This is a genomic window from Neobacillus oceani (assembly GCF_046237595.1).
Taxonomy (GTDB): Bacteria; Bacillota; Bacilli; order Bacillales; family Cytobacillaceae; genus Bacillus_D; species Bacillus_D oceani.
Window position 1 is genome coordinate 25,395 of sequence record NZ_CP143543.1, and the last position, 15,133, is coordinate 40,527.

The window sequence follows — 15,133 nt, forward strand, 5'->3', positions numbered from 1 at the left end:
AGCGATGGATGTATTAGTGATTGGGCGTGGCGGGCGTGAGCATGCGATTTGCCGAAAGTTTGCGGAAAGTTCTTTAGTGGGAAATGTCTTTGCGGCTCCGGGAAATCCTGGAATGGAGGATGCAGCAACCCTTGTGCCACTGGAAGAAACAGACTATGAAAAGCTTATTTCCTTTGCGAAAGAGAAAGGAATAGGTTTAACCATCATTGGGCCTGAACTACCTCTCTTATCGGGTTTGGCTGACAGGTTCCGGGAAGCGGGCCTTCAAGTGTTTGGTCCCGGCAGTAAGGCTGCCCTTATCGAAGGAAGCAAGGCATTCGCGAAGGATTTTATGAAAAAGCACAGGATCCCAACAGCAGGCTATGAAGTTTTCAACTCTTTCGAAAGTGCTAAAGAATATATTGGACAGATGGGCGCCCCGATTGTTATAAAAGCTGACGGCTTGGCGGCGGGAAAGGGCGTTACGGTTGCCCTTACAGAAGCGGAGGCCATTGCTGCGGTTGAGGAAATGCTGGTTGGAAGAAAGTTCGGTGATTCATCTTCTTCCATTGTTGTTGAAGAATTCCTTGAAGGCGAGGAATTTTCCCTCATGGCGTTCGTAAACGGTGAAGTCGTTGTCCCACTTGAAATTGCCCAGGACCATAAACGGGCATTCGATGGGGACCTTGGGCCAAATACAGGCGGAATGGGGGCCTATTCGCCTGTACCTCATATTCCTGCAAGCGCGGTCCGCATTGCGGTTGAAACAGTTTTAAAACCGGCGGCAAAGGCACTGGTTGAAGAAGGAAGGAGCTTCTGCGGAGTTCTGTATGCCGGGCTTATTCTAACAACTCACGGTCCAAAGGTGATTGAGTTCAATGCCAGATTTGGCGACCCGGAAACACAGGTGGTCCTCCCAAGGCTGAAGTCCGATTTGGCCGCGGCTATCCTGGAAATTCTTAGCGGGAACGAGCCTGTGCTGGAGTGGGAGGAATTGTACACGGTCGGCGTTGTCGCGGCTGCAAAAGGGTACCCCGAACATCCTGAAAGGGGTGCACTTGTCGAGGGTCTTGAGATGGTTGCCGGGAATACGGCCATCTACCATGCTGGCACGAAAAGGGATAAACTCGGCCGTTATTATGTAGATGGCGGAAGAGTTATTCTTGCCTGTGCCAAAGCCGAATCGCTCGGGGCCGCCAGGGAGATTGTCTATCAGGAACTTGAAAAGGTAAAATCAAACGGAATTTATTACCGTACCGATATCGGTTCAAGGGCACTGAAGGCGGCGGCTCTACTTCAGGCCGGCGGTTAAATGGCAGAAAATAAGGAATGGACTTTTTTCCTGAGTTATTTTCAAAAAAGACTGGATGAATGGATAATCGCGATTGGGCATCATCTTGACAGCTTCACCCCACCATTCCGTTTCATATCGCGCTATCATACTCAAGTTATACAGCAGCAAGTAGTGTGCCATCAGTTCCGGAAATTGGGACCGATGGCTTTTCTTTAACGGCATCATGAAGTGTTTTTCATAATAATCGAACTTCAGGAAAGTGTTCGAAGTTGGAGAAAATGGGCTTGGTTCTTCCGAAAGCCTGGCCATCCCATCCTTCATTTCTTCCAGGGCAATGCCTGAATGTGCGAGAAAGTATTCCCTGAACCTCAATTCAGTCATATGGTACAAATCGAGGGCTTTGGACGATACGAACCAGCTGCCATCCCGTTTCAGCAGCGGAAAGAAATTGGCCTGGCCTTCCATCTGCCAAAAAAGAGTTTCTAGCTCAGGAATCATTCTTAATAACGATTCCATTGTCGCCTTGTCGCCCTCGTCCTGTTTCATGTGAAACAATTTGTCGGATAAATGCGGAAAAAGCCCGTTTTTCTGGAACTTCACTTCATCATGGAAAAATTGGTACTGCTGTTTTTTACGCTTCCTTGCCGAAACCCCGTGGGCCAGGACAGCTGTCGTTTCGGGATAAAAAGGATCCTCGGTAAGGATGCATGCTTTGGCAAGATGGACAAGGCCATAAAAAAGGAGAATAGGCTGCAGGATGATCGGAGCCTTGGCAGCCTGGGCATAATAAACATTGCCATGTTCAAGATAATAAAGGAAGGGGTAGCAGTTTTCAAAGCTTCTTTGATCTGGGGCGGGGCAGCCAAGTGCTTTATATCTTTTCTGGAGATAGGATTGTGCATATTCAGCTGAAAAAAAGAACGAGAAGCTTTCCCAGCCTCGGTAGCCGCGCCACATAAGCGAACCTCCTTTCATGAAGACAATTTTTTTACATGTTTTGTGGGCCGTGATTGAATTATCTGACTTCTCGACGTTGCCTTGACAGTATATTGCCCAATTGATACTCTACTAATAATATTTTCGGTTTGGAGGGACAAAAAGATGTGGGAAAACAAATTTGCAAAAGAGGGTTTGACATTTGATGATGTTTTGCTCGTTCCAGCAAAGTCTGAGGTGCTGCCAAAAGAGGTCAGCCTCCAAACTGAACTGTGCGAAAACATAAAACTGAATTTGCCAATCATCAGTGCCGGGATGGACACGGTCACTGAAGCGGAAATGGCAATCGCGATGGCGAGGCAGGGTGGCCTTGGCGTCATCCATAAAAACATGACGATCGAGCAGCAGGCTGAGCAGGTTGATAAGGTAAAGCGCTCGGAATCCGGGGTTATCTCCGATCCATTTTTCCTGACACCTGACCATCAGGTTTACGATGCGGAACATCTAATGGGTAAATACCGGATTTCAGGAGTTCCGATCGTGAACAATGAGGAGGAGCGAAAGCTTGTCGGGATCATCACGAACCGCGACCTGCGCTTCATTCAGGACCATGATTTCTCCAAAAAGATTTCCGATGTTATGACAAAAGAAAATCTAGTTACCGCTCCAGTTACCACAACGTTGAAGGAAGCGGAAAAGATTTTGCAAAAGCATAAGATTGAAAAGCTTCCACTCGTTGATGACAAAGGCATCCTGCAGGGGCTAATCACGATTAAAGACATTGAAAAGGTTATTGAATTCCCAATGTCAGCAAAAGACAAGCAGGGACGGCTGCTAGCCGGAGCCGCGGTCGGTGTTACCGGCGATACGATGAAGCGCGTTGAAGCGCTTGTAAGGTCAAATGTTGATGTCATTGTCATCGATACGGCCCATGGCCATTCGAAGGGTGTCCTCGACACTGTCCGCCAAATCCGCAATGAATATCCAAACCTCCCGATTATTGCTGGAAATGTGGCAACTGCGGAAGGAACACGGGATTTATTCGAAGCTGGCGCCGACGTTGTCAAAGTTGGAATCGGCCCAGGTTCGATTTGTACGACCCGAATTGTTGCTGGTGTAGGCGTGCCGCAAATTACTGCGATTTATGACTGTGCAACGGAAGCCCGAAAGCACGGCAAGACGATTATCGCTGATGGCGGTATCAAATATTCCGGCGACATCGTCAAGGCACTTGCGGCTGGAGGAAATGCTGTTATGCTCGGAAGCTTGCTCGCGGGCGTTACTGAAAGCCCGGGAGAGACAGAAATCTTCCAGGGCCGCCGCTTCAAGGTATACCGTGGAATGGGATCCGAAGGCGCGATGGAAAAAGGCTCAAAGGACCGCTACTTCCAGGAAGACAGCAAAAAATTTGTTCCTGAAGGCATCGAGGGCCGCCTACCATATAAAGGGCCGCTTGCCGAAACGATTTACCAGCTTGCCGGCGGCTTAAGGGCCGGAATGGGCTATTGTGGAACGGCAAACCTGCAGGAATTGCGTGAAAACAGCCAATTCGTCCGAATGACGGGTGCCGGCCTGCGCGAAAGCCATCCGCACGATGTCCAAATTACAAAGGAAGCACCAAACTACTCATAATAATGGAACAAGAGGCAGGGACAAATTCCCGCCTCTTCTTTTTATAAAGAGTGAAGGCAACTGGCTATCACCAAAGACTTGAAAATCTTGGCAGGAAGATAGGGCAAACCTCTGTCTATCCAACATTCCGCATGTATGTTAAGATAGTAAACGTGTATAAAGTGAAACTTCCGCAAGGGCCAAGGCGTCCGTTAAGAGTGGGAGAATATCGTTGGAGGGCGTAACAGTGAAGAAAAGGATTTATCAGAAGTATATAGCCATCGTTCTTGCAGTGGCCGTCACGGCAGGGCTGTTTACTGCACCCGCCAAAGCAGCCGGTGAGGCGAGCTTGAAAATCAATGCCGCCGCTGCCATTCTTGTTGATGCGGATTCGGGTAGAGTTTTATTTGAACAGAATGCAGATAATGTCCTGGGTATTGCCAGCATGACGAAAATGATGACAGAATACCTTCTCCTTGAGGCTGTAAAAGAAGGAAAGGTGAAATGGGACCAGCAATATACGGTTAGCGATCCAGTCCATAAATTGTCGCATGACCGCAGCTTGTCCAATGTGCCGCTCAGGGCGGATGGTACGTATAACGTTCGGGAACTGTATGAGGCGATGACAATTTATTCCGCGAATGCCGCGACTATTGGCATTGCTGAGGTTATTGGCGGTTCGGAAGGCAATTTTGTAAAAATGATGAATGATAAAGCCGAAAAGCTCGGTTTAAAAGATTATAAGTTTGTGAATTCAACAGGATTGAACAACCGCGATTACAAAGGGATGCATCCTGAAGGTACAGGAGCCGAGGATGAAAACGTCATGTCTGCAAAGGCAACCGCAAAGCTCGCTTTCCATCTCCTGAAGGACTTTCCGGAAGTGCTCGAAACGACCAGCATTCCAAGGAAGGAATTCAGGCCGGGTACCGATGACGTCATTAAAATGGAAAACTGGAACTGGATGCTTCCAGAGCTTGTGTTTAAATACCCTGGGGTTGATGGCCTGAAAACCGGGACGACTGACTTTGCCGGTTACTGCTTCACAGGAACGGCAAGCCGTGATGGCAAACGTTTCATCACAGTCGTAATGGATGCGAAAAATGCATCAGGCAAAGGGGATTATAAGGCCCGTTTTGATGAAACAAGAAAAATGTTCGATTATGCTTTTACAAATTACACCAAAACAGAAATTCTCCCTGCAGATTCTGCGATAAAAGGGAAGAAAACCGTTAATGTTATAAAGGGGAAGGAAGACAAGGTAAATATCCGGACGAAAGATCCGATTTCGTTGATTATCAAAAACGGTGAAAAGGATAATTACAAACCTGTTCTCGTCCTCGACAAAAAGAAAGTAAATAGCAAAGGTGAAATGACTGCCCCTATTAAAAAGGGAGAAGTCGTCGGCTATGTGACCCTGGAAGCGAAGAATGGCAATAAAGCTACCTTCCTTACAGACAAAGGGCAAGGCAGCGTAACCTCCCCGGTCATCGCGACTGAAAATGTTGAAAAAGCAAATTGGTTTGTCCTAATGATGGGCGGGATTGGCGGCTTCTTCGCTGATTTATGGGGAAGCATTGTTTCCGGCATTAAAGGGTTGTTTTAAGTCGGCAGCTTTGCGGTTTAGTTAGATTGGAAACGTATGAGGATAGGCTCTTGTCTTGACAGGGGCCTATTTTTCATAGATTATTTTAATAATAAGGACTATTCCAATCGGTATAGTCTCTTTTAGAAAACATATTATAATTCCAGGGGGAAATGACAGTGAATACAGGTACTGACCGTGTTAAAAGAGGTATGGCTGAAATGCAAAAAGGCGGCGTCATCATGGACGTTGTCAACGCGGAACAGGCAAAAATTGCGGAGGAAGCAGGCGCTGTAGCTGTTATGGCCCTAGAGCGTGTACCTTCTGATATCCGCGCTGCAGGCGGAGTTGCCCGTATGGCTGACCCACGTATTGTTGAAGAAGTCATGAATGCCGTTTCAATTCCGGTCATGGCAAAAGCACGTATCGGCCACATTGTTGAGGCGCGTGTCCTTGAAGCGATGGGCGTGGATTATATTGATGAAAGTGAAGTTCTGACTCCGGCGGATGAAGAGTACCACTTGAATAAAAGGGACTACACCGTTCCATTTGTCTGTGGCTGCCGCGACCTCGGAGAAGCTGCCCGCCGGATTGGCGAGGGAGCATCAATGCTCCGGACAAAGGGTGAGCCGGGAACCGGGAACATTGTTGAAGCGGTACGGCACATCCGCAAGGTAAACGCCCAGGTCCGAAAAGTCGTGAACATGAACGAAGACGAACTAATGACAGAAGCAAAGCTGCTTGGCGCGCCATACGAGCTGCTACTTGAAATTAAGCGCCTTGGCCGCCTGCCGGTTGTCAACTTTGCCGCTGGCGGAGTTGCAACTCCCGCGGACGCTGCTTTAATGATGCAGCTAGGCGCTGACGGAGTATTCGTTGGTTCAGGTATTTTTAAGTCCGAAAACCCTGCACTTTTTGCAAAAGCGATTGTCGAAGCGACTACCCACTACCAGGATTACAAACTCATCGCCGAATTGTCGAAAAACCTCGGTACTCCTATGAAAGGGATTGAAATTTCTTCCCTTGCCATGGCTGATCGTATGCAGGAACGCGGCTGGTAATATGGTTAAGATTGGTGTATTGGCCTTACAGGGTGCAGTCAGGGAGCATGTCCAGTCGGTCATTGCATCCGGAGCCGAGGCCGTAGAGGTTAAAACAGTCGGGCAGCTAAAGGACTTGGACGGGCTGATCCTTCCAGGCGGCGAAAGCACGAAGATGAGGAAACTCATTGATAAATACGGGTTCATGGAAGAACTAAGAGCCTTTGCGGCTTCCGGAAGGCCGATGTTCGGAACATGCGCGGGGCTGATTCTTTTGGCAAAAAATATCGTCGGATACGATGAACCCCACATTGGCGTGATGGATGTGACGGTTGAGCGGAATTCCTTTGGCCGACAGCGTGAAAGCTTTGAAGCGGACCTTGAAATCAAAGGGGTAGCCAATGCGTTCACAGCTGTATTTATCCGAGCTCCGCATATCGTTGAAGTGGGTGAAGGGGTCGAAGTACTTGCTACTCACAATGATAGGATTGTAGCTGCAAGGCAGGGGCAATTCCTGGGCTGTTCCTTCCATCCAGAGCTCACGGAAGACCATAGGCTCGCCGCCTACTTTATCAAAATGGCGGAAGAGGCGAAATACGGGCAGCCTGCATAAAGAGCGGGAATAAAGTATTTGCAATAAGGCGATAATTGTAGTACATTAAAAAGTACAAATTTACAATAGTGGAAAAGCGTTGAGAGGAAAAAGTAGCGGGAATCCCACTCTTAAGAGAGCCGGTGGCAGGTGCGAACCGGTGTGTGGCGCCTGTGAATCCGTCCTTGAGCAAAGCATGGAACGCCTTTTGGCAAGTAAGTGCTTTCGGGTCAAACCGTTATGAAATTGAGGTGGGCTGCTGTGTGCGGCCAACCAGGGTGGCAACGCGGGTTAACTCCCGTCCCTGTTTTGGGGACGGGAGTTTTTTGCGTCCAAAAAAACAGCCCCGCCTCAACTGAACAAAAGAAAAAGGAGTGTTTGAGCATGCTGGATATTAAAGTATTGCGCGCGGATTTTGAAGGAGTGAAGAAGAGGCTTCAGCATCGCGGCGAAGACCTCACAGACCTTGGGAAGTTCGAGAGCCTGGACAGGAAAAGGCGTGATTTGATTGTCGAGGCCGAACAGCTGAAGGGAAAACGGAATGAGGTATCCCAGCAGGTTGCTGCTTTAAAGCGCGAGAAAAAAGATGCGGACCAGCTGATTGCTGAAATGCGCGAGGTCGGCGACCGCATTAAGGAGCTCGATGACGAGCTTCGAGGGGTGGAGGAAGAGCTCGATATGCTTTTATTGAGCATCCCGAACTTGCCGCATGAAAGCGTTCCGGTTGGGGAAACGGAAGACGAGAACGTAGAAATCAAAAAGTGGGGGGAAGTACGAAATTTCGGCTTTGAGCCTAAGCCCCATTGGGATATTGCCGACAATCTCAAAATCCTTGATTTTGAGCGGGCCACAAAGGTTACTGGAAGCCGGTTTGTTTTTTACAAAGGGCTCGGTGCGCGGCTTGAGCGGGCATTGATGAATTTTATGCTCGACCTTCATGTGGATGAGCACGGCTACAAAGAGGTGCTTCCTCCATACCTGGTAAACCGGACTAGTATGACAGGCACTGGCCAGCTTCCAAAATTTGAAGAAGACGCCTTCCTGATTGAAAGCGAGGATTACTTCCTGATTCCGACTGCCGAAGTACCCGTAACGAACCTTCATAGGGATGAAATTTTGAATGGAGACCAGCTGCCGATTCGCTATGCGGCGTACAGCGCTTGCTTCCGTTCCGAGGCAGGATCTGCCGGCCGTGATACACGAGGGCTTATCCGCCAGCATCAGTTTAACAAGGTGGAACTAGTGAAATTCGTAAAGCCTGAGGATTCTTACGATGAGCTTGAAAAGCTTACTGCTGACGCGGAAAAGGTACTGCAGCTTCTCGGGCTTCCATACCGTGTCCTAAGCATGTGTACAGGCGACCTGGGCTTTACCGCCGCCAAAAAGTACGATATCGAAGTGTGGATTCCAAGCTATAACACGTACCGTGAAATCTCTTCTTGCAGTAATTTTGAAGCTTTCCAGGCAAGAAGGGCGAATATCCGCTTCCGCCGCGAACCAGGCGCGAAACCTGAACACCTCCACACTCTGAACGGTTCCGGCCTCGCAATCGGGCGTACAGTCGCAGCGATTCTTGAGAACTACCAGCAGGAAGATGGAACTGTCACCATCCCTGAAGTGCTAAGACCGTACATGGGCGGACGGACAGAAATTAAGCCTGACTAAAGAAATCGGGACGGGAGATTATCCCGTCCTTTTTTTAAAAACAACCAAGGTTTCCAGTTGACATGAACGTCCAACCTATAGTAATATAACCTTTGTCGAAACGGAGGAATACCCAAGTCTGGCTGAAGGGATCGGTCTTGAAAACCGACAGGCGGGTTAAACCGCGCGGGGGTTCGAATCCCTCTTCCTCCGCCATTTATTCGATTATGTATGACCAACGCGCATAAAACTGGAGACAAAATCCGCCGCAACGCGAAACGCCTGCGGCGGTTTTTTTTATATTGTTGAGTAGATTAATCCTTTAGTTGCATGGTTAGCTCGTCGATCATTTTATCGGCATCTTCCACGGTAACCCCCCCGGTTAAAAAGAACTCGAGATAATAAGAACCTTCTTCCTTCTTGCCCTCCATTCAACCACCCCATTTCTCCTTATATATAACTGACGACGCACAAATGCTTTACGGCTCACTTTTTTCTATTCAAAACTTAATGAACTGTTAGGCGGGATAAAGCCCGAGCCACATTCCTGCTCCAACTAAAAAACGCATACCAGCTAATCAGCCGGTATGCGTTTTAGTAAAAAGGATTTCGTTCAATTTATTATCAACTTCCCTGCACACCCGTGCGGCATCTTCGGGGCGGTTGACAATATCGGTTACATCCATGTCGATGACGAGCACTTCACTGGCTTTATAGTGGTTAAAGACCCATTCATCATAGCCTTTCCATACCTCGAAGTAGTACTCCTTCAACTCTGGGTTGATTTCAAAACTCCTACCGCGTGACATAATCCGTTCAATAACGGTATCAAAGGAGCCTTTCAAGTAAACCATAAGCTCCGGAGCTTTTTTTGGAAGTTCATTGATTTCTTCCATCATATTGTCGGCAAGGTCTTCATAAATTCTGAATTCAAGCTCGGATATCCGTCCAAGTTTTTTATTCACATAGGCAAAATACCAATCCTCATAAATCGACCTGTCCTGGATCGTATAAAGAGGCTCGTGCCAGCTGATGCATTCCTTTACCGTTTTAAACCGTTTATTCAAAAAGAATAACTGAAGAAGGAAAGGAATCCTTTTTGCATCCAATTCTTCCGGGGTCAATTCATAATAAAGCGGGAGAATCGGATTATCATCCACCGTTTCGTAAAATACTTTGCTGTCTATTCCCTTGCTTTGATAATGCTCATTCAATAAATCCGCCACGCTTGTTTTGCCAAGGCCAATCATGCCGCCGATTACGATACTCAAATAATTTCCCCGTCCTTATAATGTATTGGTCCAGCTGCTTTTTGCCAGCGATAATGAGAGGTCCGAAAGAATGGTGTCCAAGTCCTCTTCGTTTTTTACGAAATCCATTATATCGCCGTTATAGCGAAGAACCGGAATTTCGGGATGCTGCTTCTCAAAGGCTTCGATCGCCTCTTCATAGTCACGCGACAATTGTTCTAGATAGAGAGGACTGATATTCTTTTCGACTTCGCGCCCCCGCATCGCAATTCTCGCCAGCAGGGTATCAAGGCTCGCATTTAAATAAATGACAACATTTGGTTTTGGCATATCCTCGGTGAGGATTTGATAAATTTTAAAATACTTTTTGTACTCCTCGTTGTTCAGGGTCCTCTGCGCAAAAATCAAGTTCTTGATTATATGATAATCTGCGACAACAGGTTGATTTTTAACCAGATAATGGGTATTAATGTCGCCAAGCTGCTTAAAACGGTTGCAAAGGAAAAACATTTCCGTCTGGAAGCTCCACTCTTCAATGTTTTCGTAAAACTTACCGAGGAAAGGATTTTCATCCACGATTTCTCTTAACAAAGCAAATTGATAATGATCGGCAATTGCTTTTGCAAGAGATGTTTTTCCAACACCAATCGGCCCTTCAACAGTAATAAAGGGAGTTTCCCCCATTGCATGTCCTCCTTCTCCGCTCACTAACTAGTGTGTATACGCCCATGTGCCAGTTATGTAAGAATTATAAAAAATAAGAAATAAGTAGAATTATGTCGTAATTAGACAAATTGTATTTTACCATAATCCAGGCTACTACGGATATGGAATATTTATGGGTGGAAAGAATTGTACATCCCATGCCTTGATTTTACAGGATTTAGGGAGAAAAAATATTTTTGAAATCAGATTATTGAAGGCAAATCGAAAAATGAAAAGGCCGCCTAAAAAAGGCCGCCTGAGTTATTTTAGGAGGTAGTCCGCTTTGTCACGTTGAAATTTTCCGTTATAAGGAGCCAGTTTTGCGGGAAGGAAAGGCCAAGCTTCCAATAACTCATTCCCCGTAAATTAAGCTCTTTAATCAAATCGAATTTGGCCTGAATGGAGCGGGCGTCTTCAAACCAGACCTCATGCTGACGCCCATCCCTGGTGTACCTAAAGAAAGGGGCCTGGGCGGTTGCATCATACTGAATAGGAACGTTGTTTTCTGCTGCGATCCGGATTGCCTGCTGCGGGCTAACCGCCCTGGCGATGCTTCCCTGGACAAAAGGGAGGGTCCAATCATAACCATACAGATTCTGCCCCATCATGATTTTGGAACCTGGCATTTCGGTAAGGGCGTACTCAAGGACGCGGCGAACCGGGCCAATAGGGGAGACTGCCATGGCGGGCCCGCCGCTGTACCCCCATTCATACGTCATAATGACAACGAAATCGACAATCTCGCCATGGGCCCTGTAATCATGGGCTTCATACCATCGGCCCTTTTGTGTTGCGCTTGTCTTTGGAGCCAGGGCGGTAGAAATGAGCCAGCCTTCCTGCTTGAAGCGGTCCCTTGCCTTCCTGAGGAAGTTGTTATAAGCTTCCCTGTCAGCAGGCCGCAAATACTCGAAATCAAAGTGGATGTCCCTGAATCCGAGCCTTCTGGCGGTGGCGACGATATTGTTTAAAAAACGATCCTGTATCGCCATATCATTGAGCAAAATACGCCCAAGTTCATCACTAAATTGGTCATTTTCCTGATTTGTTATGACCATCATCAACACATTGTTATTGGCACGGGCAATTTGGGGGAAATTGTCCAGTAAAGGCTCACGTAACGTACCATCCCTTCTGGCCTGGAAGCTGAACGGAGCGAGATACGTTAAATAAGGTGCCGCCTCACGGGCACTCGCTATAAGAGCGGGAGCAACCGTTGTTCCCCTTGGCTCCACATACGCATTAAATTCACCCACGCGTTTCGTTCTTGGCGGGATATACAGGCGGAACCCGACACTTAATGGCTGGTTTACCTGGATTCGGTTAACCCGCGCGAGTTCCTCGGGTGTAGTTCCAAATCTTCTTGCTATTGAATAAAGCGAATCCCCAGCCCTGACAAAATAAAAGCTCCCTACAATCGGAATGACCATCGCTTGCCCGATTACTAGGTCGTTAGGGTTTGGCAATTCATTCGCTTCGACAATATCATTCACGGGCGTCCCGTATGTCCGGGCAATGGTCGTTAGGGTTTGTCCGCGTTCCACAACATGGATTTGCATCTTCTTCCCTCCTTGCGCAAAAGTAACGCTATCTCCATTCTATGAGGAGGAAAGGTTTTTCATGTTATACTATCTTAAATGACCGGGTTACATTTTTATAAAAGGAAGTGTTGGGATGGTACAAGTCCCGGACAAAGACGAATTTTTTATGAAGGAAGCCATTATAGAAGCCAAAAAGGCCGCAGCGATGAATGAGGTGCCGATTGGCGCCGTCCTTGTCATGGGTGGGGAAATTGTCGCAAGGGCCCATAATCTTCGTGAATCAAGGCAAAATGCATTAGCCCATGCAGAACTCCTTGCCATCGACGAAGCTTGCAGGAAGGCTGGGAGCTGGCGGCTTGAAGGGGCGGCCCTATACGTAACGCTTGAGCCATGCGCGATGTGTGCGGGCGCAATCGTCCTCTCAAGGGTGGACCGTGTTGTTTACGGGGCTGCCGATCCAAAAGCGGGCTGTGCCGGAACACTAATGAATTTGCTGGAAGAGAGCCGTTTCAATCATCAATGCGACGTCATATCCGGGGTACTTGAAACCGAGTGCGGCGGCATGCTTTCGGAATTTTTCCGCTCGCTTAGGGAGAAAAAGAAAGAAGCAAAAAGGATTGCCAAGATGGCAGGAGTGGAAAGCGAGACAGGAATTGACAGGTAAAGGCCATTGATTTTTCCCATAAAACTCTGTATACTTAAAAGGCGCTCTAAAAGCGCCATACGATTGGTTTCAATTTTGCCGTGCTAGACGGGGAGGTAGCGGTGCCCTGTACCCGCAATCCGCTCCAGCGGGGTTGAATCCCTTCCTGAGGCTCCCACTCTGTAGGGCCTGCCTTAAGTAAGTGGTGTTGACGCCTGGGTCCTGCGCAATGGGATTCCATGAACCATGTCAGGTCCGGAAGGAAGCAGCATTAAGTGGACGCTCCCATGTGCCGCAGGGTTGCCTGGGCCGAGCTAACTGCTTGAGTAACGCTTATGGATGGCAGTCGACGGAAGGTGCACGGCAGTTATATTAAATATCCAAAACCCATCCTTTTCTAGGGTGGGTTTTTTGCTGTCCACGGAATAGATTGACTTTAAACCTTTTCGATAAACAGGCGCGGCGAGCGGAACTAGAGGTGAAAAGCCCATTACGTCCAATGCCCTGGGTTACACTTTACATATAAAATACGGTATAATAAATAGATGGGGATAATTGCCCGTAGTTCCCCCGCAAGGCGAAAAGAGAATGGAAAGGGGGCATTGCCAGTGGCCTATCAAGCACTTTATCGAGTCTGGCGCCCGCAGCAATTTATCGATGTCGTGGGCCAGGAACACATAACGAAAACATTGCAAAACGCACTGGTTCAGCAAAAAACCACCCATGCCTACCTTTTTTCAGGACCGCGCGGGACCGGGAAAACGACTGCTGCCAAGATTTTGGCAAAAGCAGTCAACTGTGAAAATGCACCTGTTGCAGAACCTTGTAATGAATGCAGTGCGTGCCGCGGCATTACTGATGGTTCGATCCAGGACGTTATTGAAATCGATGCCGCTTCCAATAACGGTGTCGATGAAATCAGGGATATACGCGATAAAGTGAAATATGCTCCAAGCTCCGTAAAATATAAAGTTTATATTATAGATGAAGTGCATATGCTTTCAACCGGGGCATTTAACGCCCTCCTCAAAACACTGGAGGAACCCCCAAGGCATGTCATGTTTATTTTGGCGACAACTGAACCTCATAAAATTCCGCTGACCATCGTTTCCAGATGCCAACGCTTCGATTTTAAAAGGATAACGGCAAACGCAATTGTCGGAAGGATGAAGTTAATCGCAGATGAGACAGGCGCTTCTTATGATCCCGCTGCTCTGCCTATTATCGCCAGGGCGGCGGAGGGCGGTATGCGTGATGCTTTGAGCCTGCTTGACCAAGCGATTTCATACAGTCAGGAACAGGTTACGATAGAGGATGCATTGATTGTCACCGGTTCGGTTTCCCAGGGGTTTTTGGCGAAAATGGCTGAGGCCATTCACGGAAAGGATGTCGCGCAGGGTCTGGATATCCTGAACGAATTGCTCTTCCATGGGAAAGACCCGTCCAGGTTCATTGAAGATTTTATTTTGTTTTTTCGGGACATGCTTCTTTTCAAAACCGCTCCTTCCCTTGAGGAGTCGCTTGAAAGGGTTATGCTCGATGAAGGGTTTCGGGATTTGGCGGGCAAGTTTTCAACGGCTCAAATTTATGATTTAATCGATATGCTGAACAAAACCCAACAGGAAATGCGCTGGACGACCCACCCGCGAATTTTTCTTGAAGTCGCGGTCGTCAAGCTATGCCAACAGGAAACTCCGGTCCAGGCAGCAGCCGCTGAATCATCTCCACAAGTAGCTGTTCTGCTGAACCGGATTGACAAGCTTGAGGAAGAGTTAAGGGAACTTAAGAAACACGGCGTTCATGCCGCTGCAAATGAACCGGCAAGCTCGGGCCAAAAACCGGCTCAGCGTATATCCAGAAAAGGGTTCCAGGCACCAGCCGGGAAAATAAACGAAATCCTGAAAAATGCCACAAAAGCCGATCTCAATTTGCTAAAAGGCAATTGGGGAGAAATGCTTCGCTCATTAATGAAGTCCCATGCGGCCTTATTAAATGAAGCTGAGCCTGTAGCTGCGTCATCAGGCGCCTTTGTCATTAAATTTAAGCATGAAATCCACTGCCAGATGGCAATGGACAATCCGAAATTTATAGAGGCAATTTCGGATAGTTTAAGGGAACTGACCGGAAAAACCTTTTCCATTACAGGAGTTCCCGAAGACCAATGGGTAACAATACGGGAGAAATTCCTATCAACCCATCAGCCGGATGGCGGGGAAAGCCAGGAAACAAAAAAGGATGAGGAAGATCCTCTTCTTGATGAAGCCAGAAAATTGTTTGGCGGCGATTTAATCGAAATTATTGAATAAAATTGGAGGA

12 protein-coding genes, 1 tRNA gene, 1 other RNA gene and 1 other annotated feature are annotated in these 15,133 nt (G+C 47.7%); of the genes, 10 read left to right on the top strand and 4 right to left on the bottom strand.

The window, feature by feature from the left end; translation table 11 throughout:
• Positions 1–4 precede the first annotated feature (4 nt).
• Complete coding sequence (gene purD / locus V1499_RS00115) at positions 5–1,291, top strand: phosphoribosylamine--glycine ligase (protein ID WP_409272903.1); 1,287 nt, start codon at positions 5–7, stop codon at positions 1,289–1,291.
• Here the strand turns inward: purD and V1499_RS00120 are convergent.
• Positions 1,271–2,230: a YaaC family protein gene (locus V1499_RS00120; RefSeq protein ID WP_409272904.1), complete on the bottom strand. Its 960-nt coding sequence runs from the start codon at positions 2,228–2,230 to the stop codon at positions 1,271–1,273. The two genes, purD and V1499_RS00120, sit on opposite strands and share 21 nt — an antisense overlap.
• A 144-nt stretch (positions 2,231–2,374) precedes the next feature.
• On the opposite strand from V1499_RS00120, the gene guaB reads away from it, so the two are divergent.
• From guaB to V1499_RS00150, 6 genes are all read left to right on the top strand, one after another.
• Positions 2,375–3,841, top strand: a complete 1,467-nt coding sequence (gene guaB, locus V1499_RS00125) for an IMP dehydrogenase (protein WP_409272906.1) — start codon at positions 2,375–2,377, stop codon at positions 3,839–3,841.
• 226 nt (positions 3,842–4,067) lie between these two features.
• The gene (locus V1499_RS00130) at positions 4,068–5,426 is read left to right on the top strand and encodes a serine hydrolase (RefSeq protein ID WP_409272908.1); all 1,359 of its coding nucleotides are present in this window, start codon (positions 4,068–4,070) and stop codon (positions 5,424–5,426) included.
• Between the two features lie 152 nt (positions 5,427–5,578).
• Positions 5,579–6,466 carry a pyridoxal 5'-phosphate synthase lyase subunit PdxS gene (pdxS, locus tag V1499_RS00135; RefSeq protein ID WP_409272910.1) on the top strand — a complete coding sequence of 296 codons (888 nt, stop codon included), beginning with the start codon at positions 5,579–5,581 and terminating at the stop codon, positions 6,464–6,466.
• Position 6,467: 1 nt separating this feature from the next.
• Positions 6,468–7,058 (top strand): pyridoxal 5'-phosphate synthase glutaminase subunit PdxT, encoded by a 591-nt coding sequence (gene pdxT, locus V1499_RS00140; RefSeq protein WP_409272912.1) that lies wholly within the window; start codon positions 6,468–6,470, stop codon positions 7,056–7,058.
• Between the two features lie 70 nt (positions 7,059–7,128).
• Positions 7,129–7,346, top strand: a binding site (T-box leader).
• A 75-nt stretch (positions 7,347–7,421) separates the two neighbouring features.
• Positions 7,422–8,702 carry a serine--tRNA ligase gene (gene serS, locus V1499_RS00145; RefSeq protein WP_409272914.1) on the top strand — a complete coding sequence of 427 codons (1,281 nt, stop codon included), beginning with the start codon at positions 7,422–7,424 and terminating at the stop codon, positions 8,700–8,702.
• 102 nt (positions 8,703–8,804) lie between these two features.
• Positions 8,805–8,897: transfer RNA gene (locus tag V1499_RS00150), tRNA-Ser, on the top strand.
• Between the two features lie 362 nt (positions 8,898–9,259).
• Here V1499_RS00150 and V1499_RS00155 read toward each other — a convergent pair.
• The 3 genes from V1499_RS00155 to V1499_RS00165 all read right to left on the bottom strand — a co-directional run bounded on the left by V1499_RS00155 (position 9,260) and on the right by V1499_RS00165 (position 12,192).
• Positions 9,260–9,952 carry a deoxynucleoside kinase gene (locus tag V1499_RS00155; RefSeq protein ID WP_316572881.1) on the bottom strand — a complete coding sequence of 231 codons (693 nt, stop codon included), beginning with the start codon at positions 9,950–9,952 and terminating at the stop codon, positions 9,260–9,262.
• Between the two features lie 15 nt (positions 9,953–9,967).
• Positions 9,968–10,615 carry a deoxynucleoside kinase gene (locus tag V1499_RS00160; protein ID WP_409272916.1) on the bottom strand — a complete coding sequence of 216 codons (648 nt, stop codon included), beginning with the start codon at positions 10,613–10,615 and terminating at the stop codon, positions 9,968–9,970.
• A gap of 287 nt (positions 10,616–10,902) precedes the next feature.
• Complete coding sequence (locus tag V1499_RS00165) at positions 10,903–12,192, bottom strand: glycosyl hydrolase family 18 protein (RefSeq protein ID WP_409272917.1); 1,290 nt, start codon at positions 12,190–12,192, stop codon at positions 10,903–10,905.
• A gap of 115 nt (positions 12,193–12,307) precedes the next feature.
• Here V1499_RS00165 and tadA point away from each other — a divergent pair, with 115 nt between their 5' ends.
• The 3 genes from tadA (at position 12,308) to dnaX (ending at position 15,123) form a co-directional block, all read left to right on the top strand.
• Entirely contained in the window at positions 12,308–12,838 is a 531-nt protein-coding gene (gene tadA, locus V1499_RS00170) for a tRNA adenosine(34) deaminase TadA (protein ID WP_409272919.1), read from the top strand.
• Between the two features lie 78 nt (positions 12,839–12,916).
• Positions 12,917–13,181, top strand: an RNA gene (gene ffs / locus V1499_RS00175) — signal recognition particle sRNA large type.
• A 244-nt stretch (positions 13,182–13,425) separates the two neighbouring features.
• Positions 13,426–15,123 carry a DNA polymerase III subunit gamma/tau gene (gene dnaX, locus V1499_RS00180; RefSeq protein ID WP_409272921.1) on the top strand — a complete coding sequence of 566 codons (1,698 nt, stop codon included), beginning with the start codon at positions 13,426–13,428 and terminating at the stop codon, positions 15,121–15,123.
• The last annotated feature ends 10 nt before the right edge of the window (positions 15,124–15,133 follow it).

Bases quoted from the DNA above. Each gene is read 5' to 3' on its own strand.
- purD (WP_409272903.1), top strand. From the start codon at position 5: ATGGATGTATTAGTGATTGGGCGTGGCGGGCGTGAGCATGCGATTTGC.
- V1499_RS00120 (WP_409272904.1), bottom strand. From the start codon at position 2,230: ATGTGGCGCGGCTACCGAGGCTGGGAAAGCTTCTCGTTCTTTTTTTCA.
- guaB (WP_409272906.1), top strand. From the start codon at position 2,375: ATGTGGGAAAACAAATTTGCAAAAGAGGGTTTGACATTTGATGATGTT.
- pdxS (WP_409272910.1), top strand. From the start codon at position 5,579: ATGACAGTGAATACAGGTACTGACCGTGTTAAAAGAGGTATGGCTGAA.
- pdxT (WP_409272912.1), top strand. From the start codon at position 6,468: ATGGTTAAGATTGGTGTATTGGCCTTACAGGGTGCAGTCAGGGAGCAT.
- serS (WP_409272914.1), top strand. From the start codon at position 7,422: ATGCTGGATATTAAAGTATTGCGCGCGGATTTTGAAGGAGTGAAGAAG.
- V1499_RS00160 (WP_409272916.1), bottom strand. From the start codon at position 10,615: ATGGGGGAAACTCCCTTTATTACTGTTGAAGGGCCGATTGGTGTTGGA.
- V1499_RS00165 (WP_409272917.1), bottom strand. From the start codon at position 12,192: ATGCAAATCCATGTTGTGGAACGCGGACAAACCCTAACGACCATTGCC.
- tadA (WP_409272919.1), top strand. From the start codon at position 12,308: ATGGTACAAGTCCCGGACAAAGACGAATTTTTTATGAAGGAAGCCATT.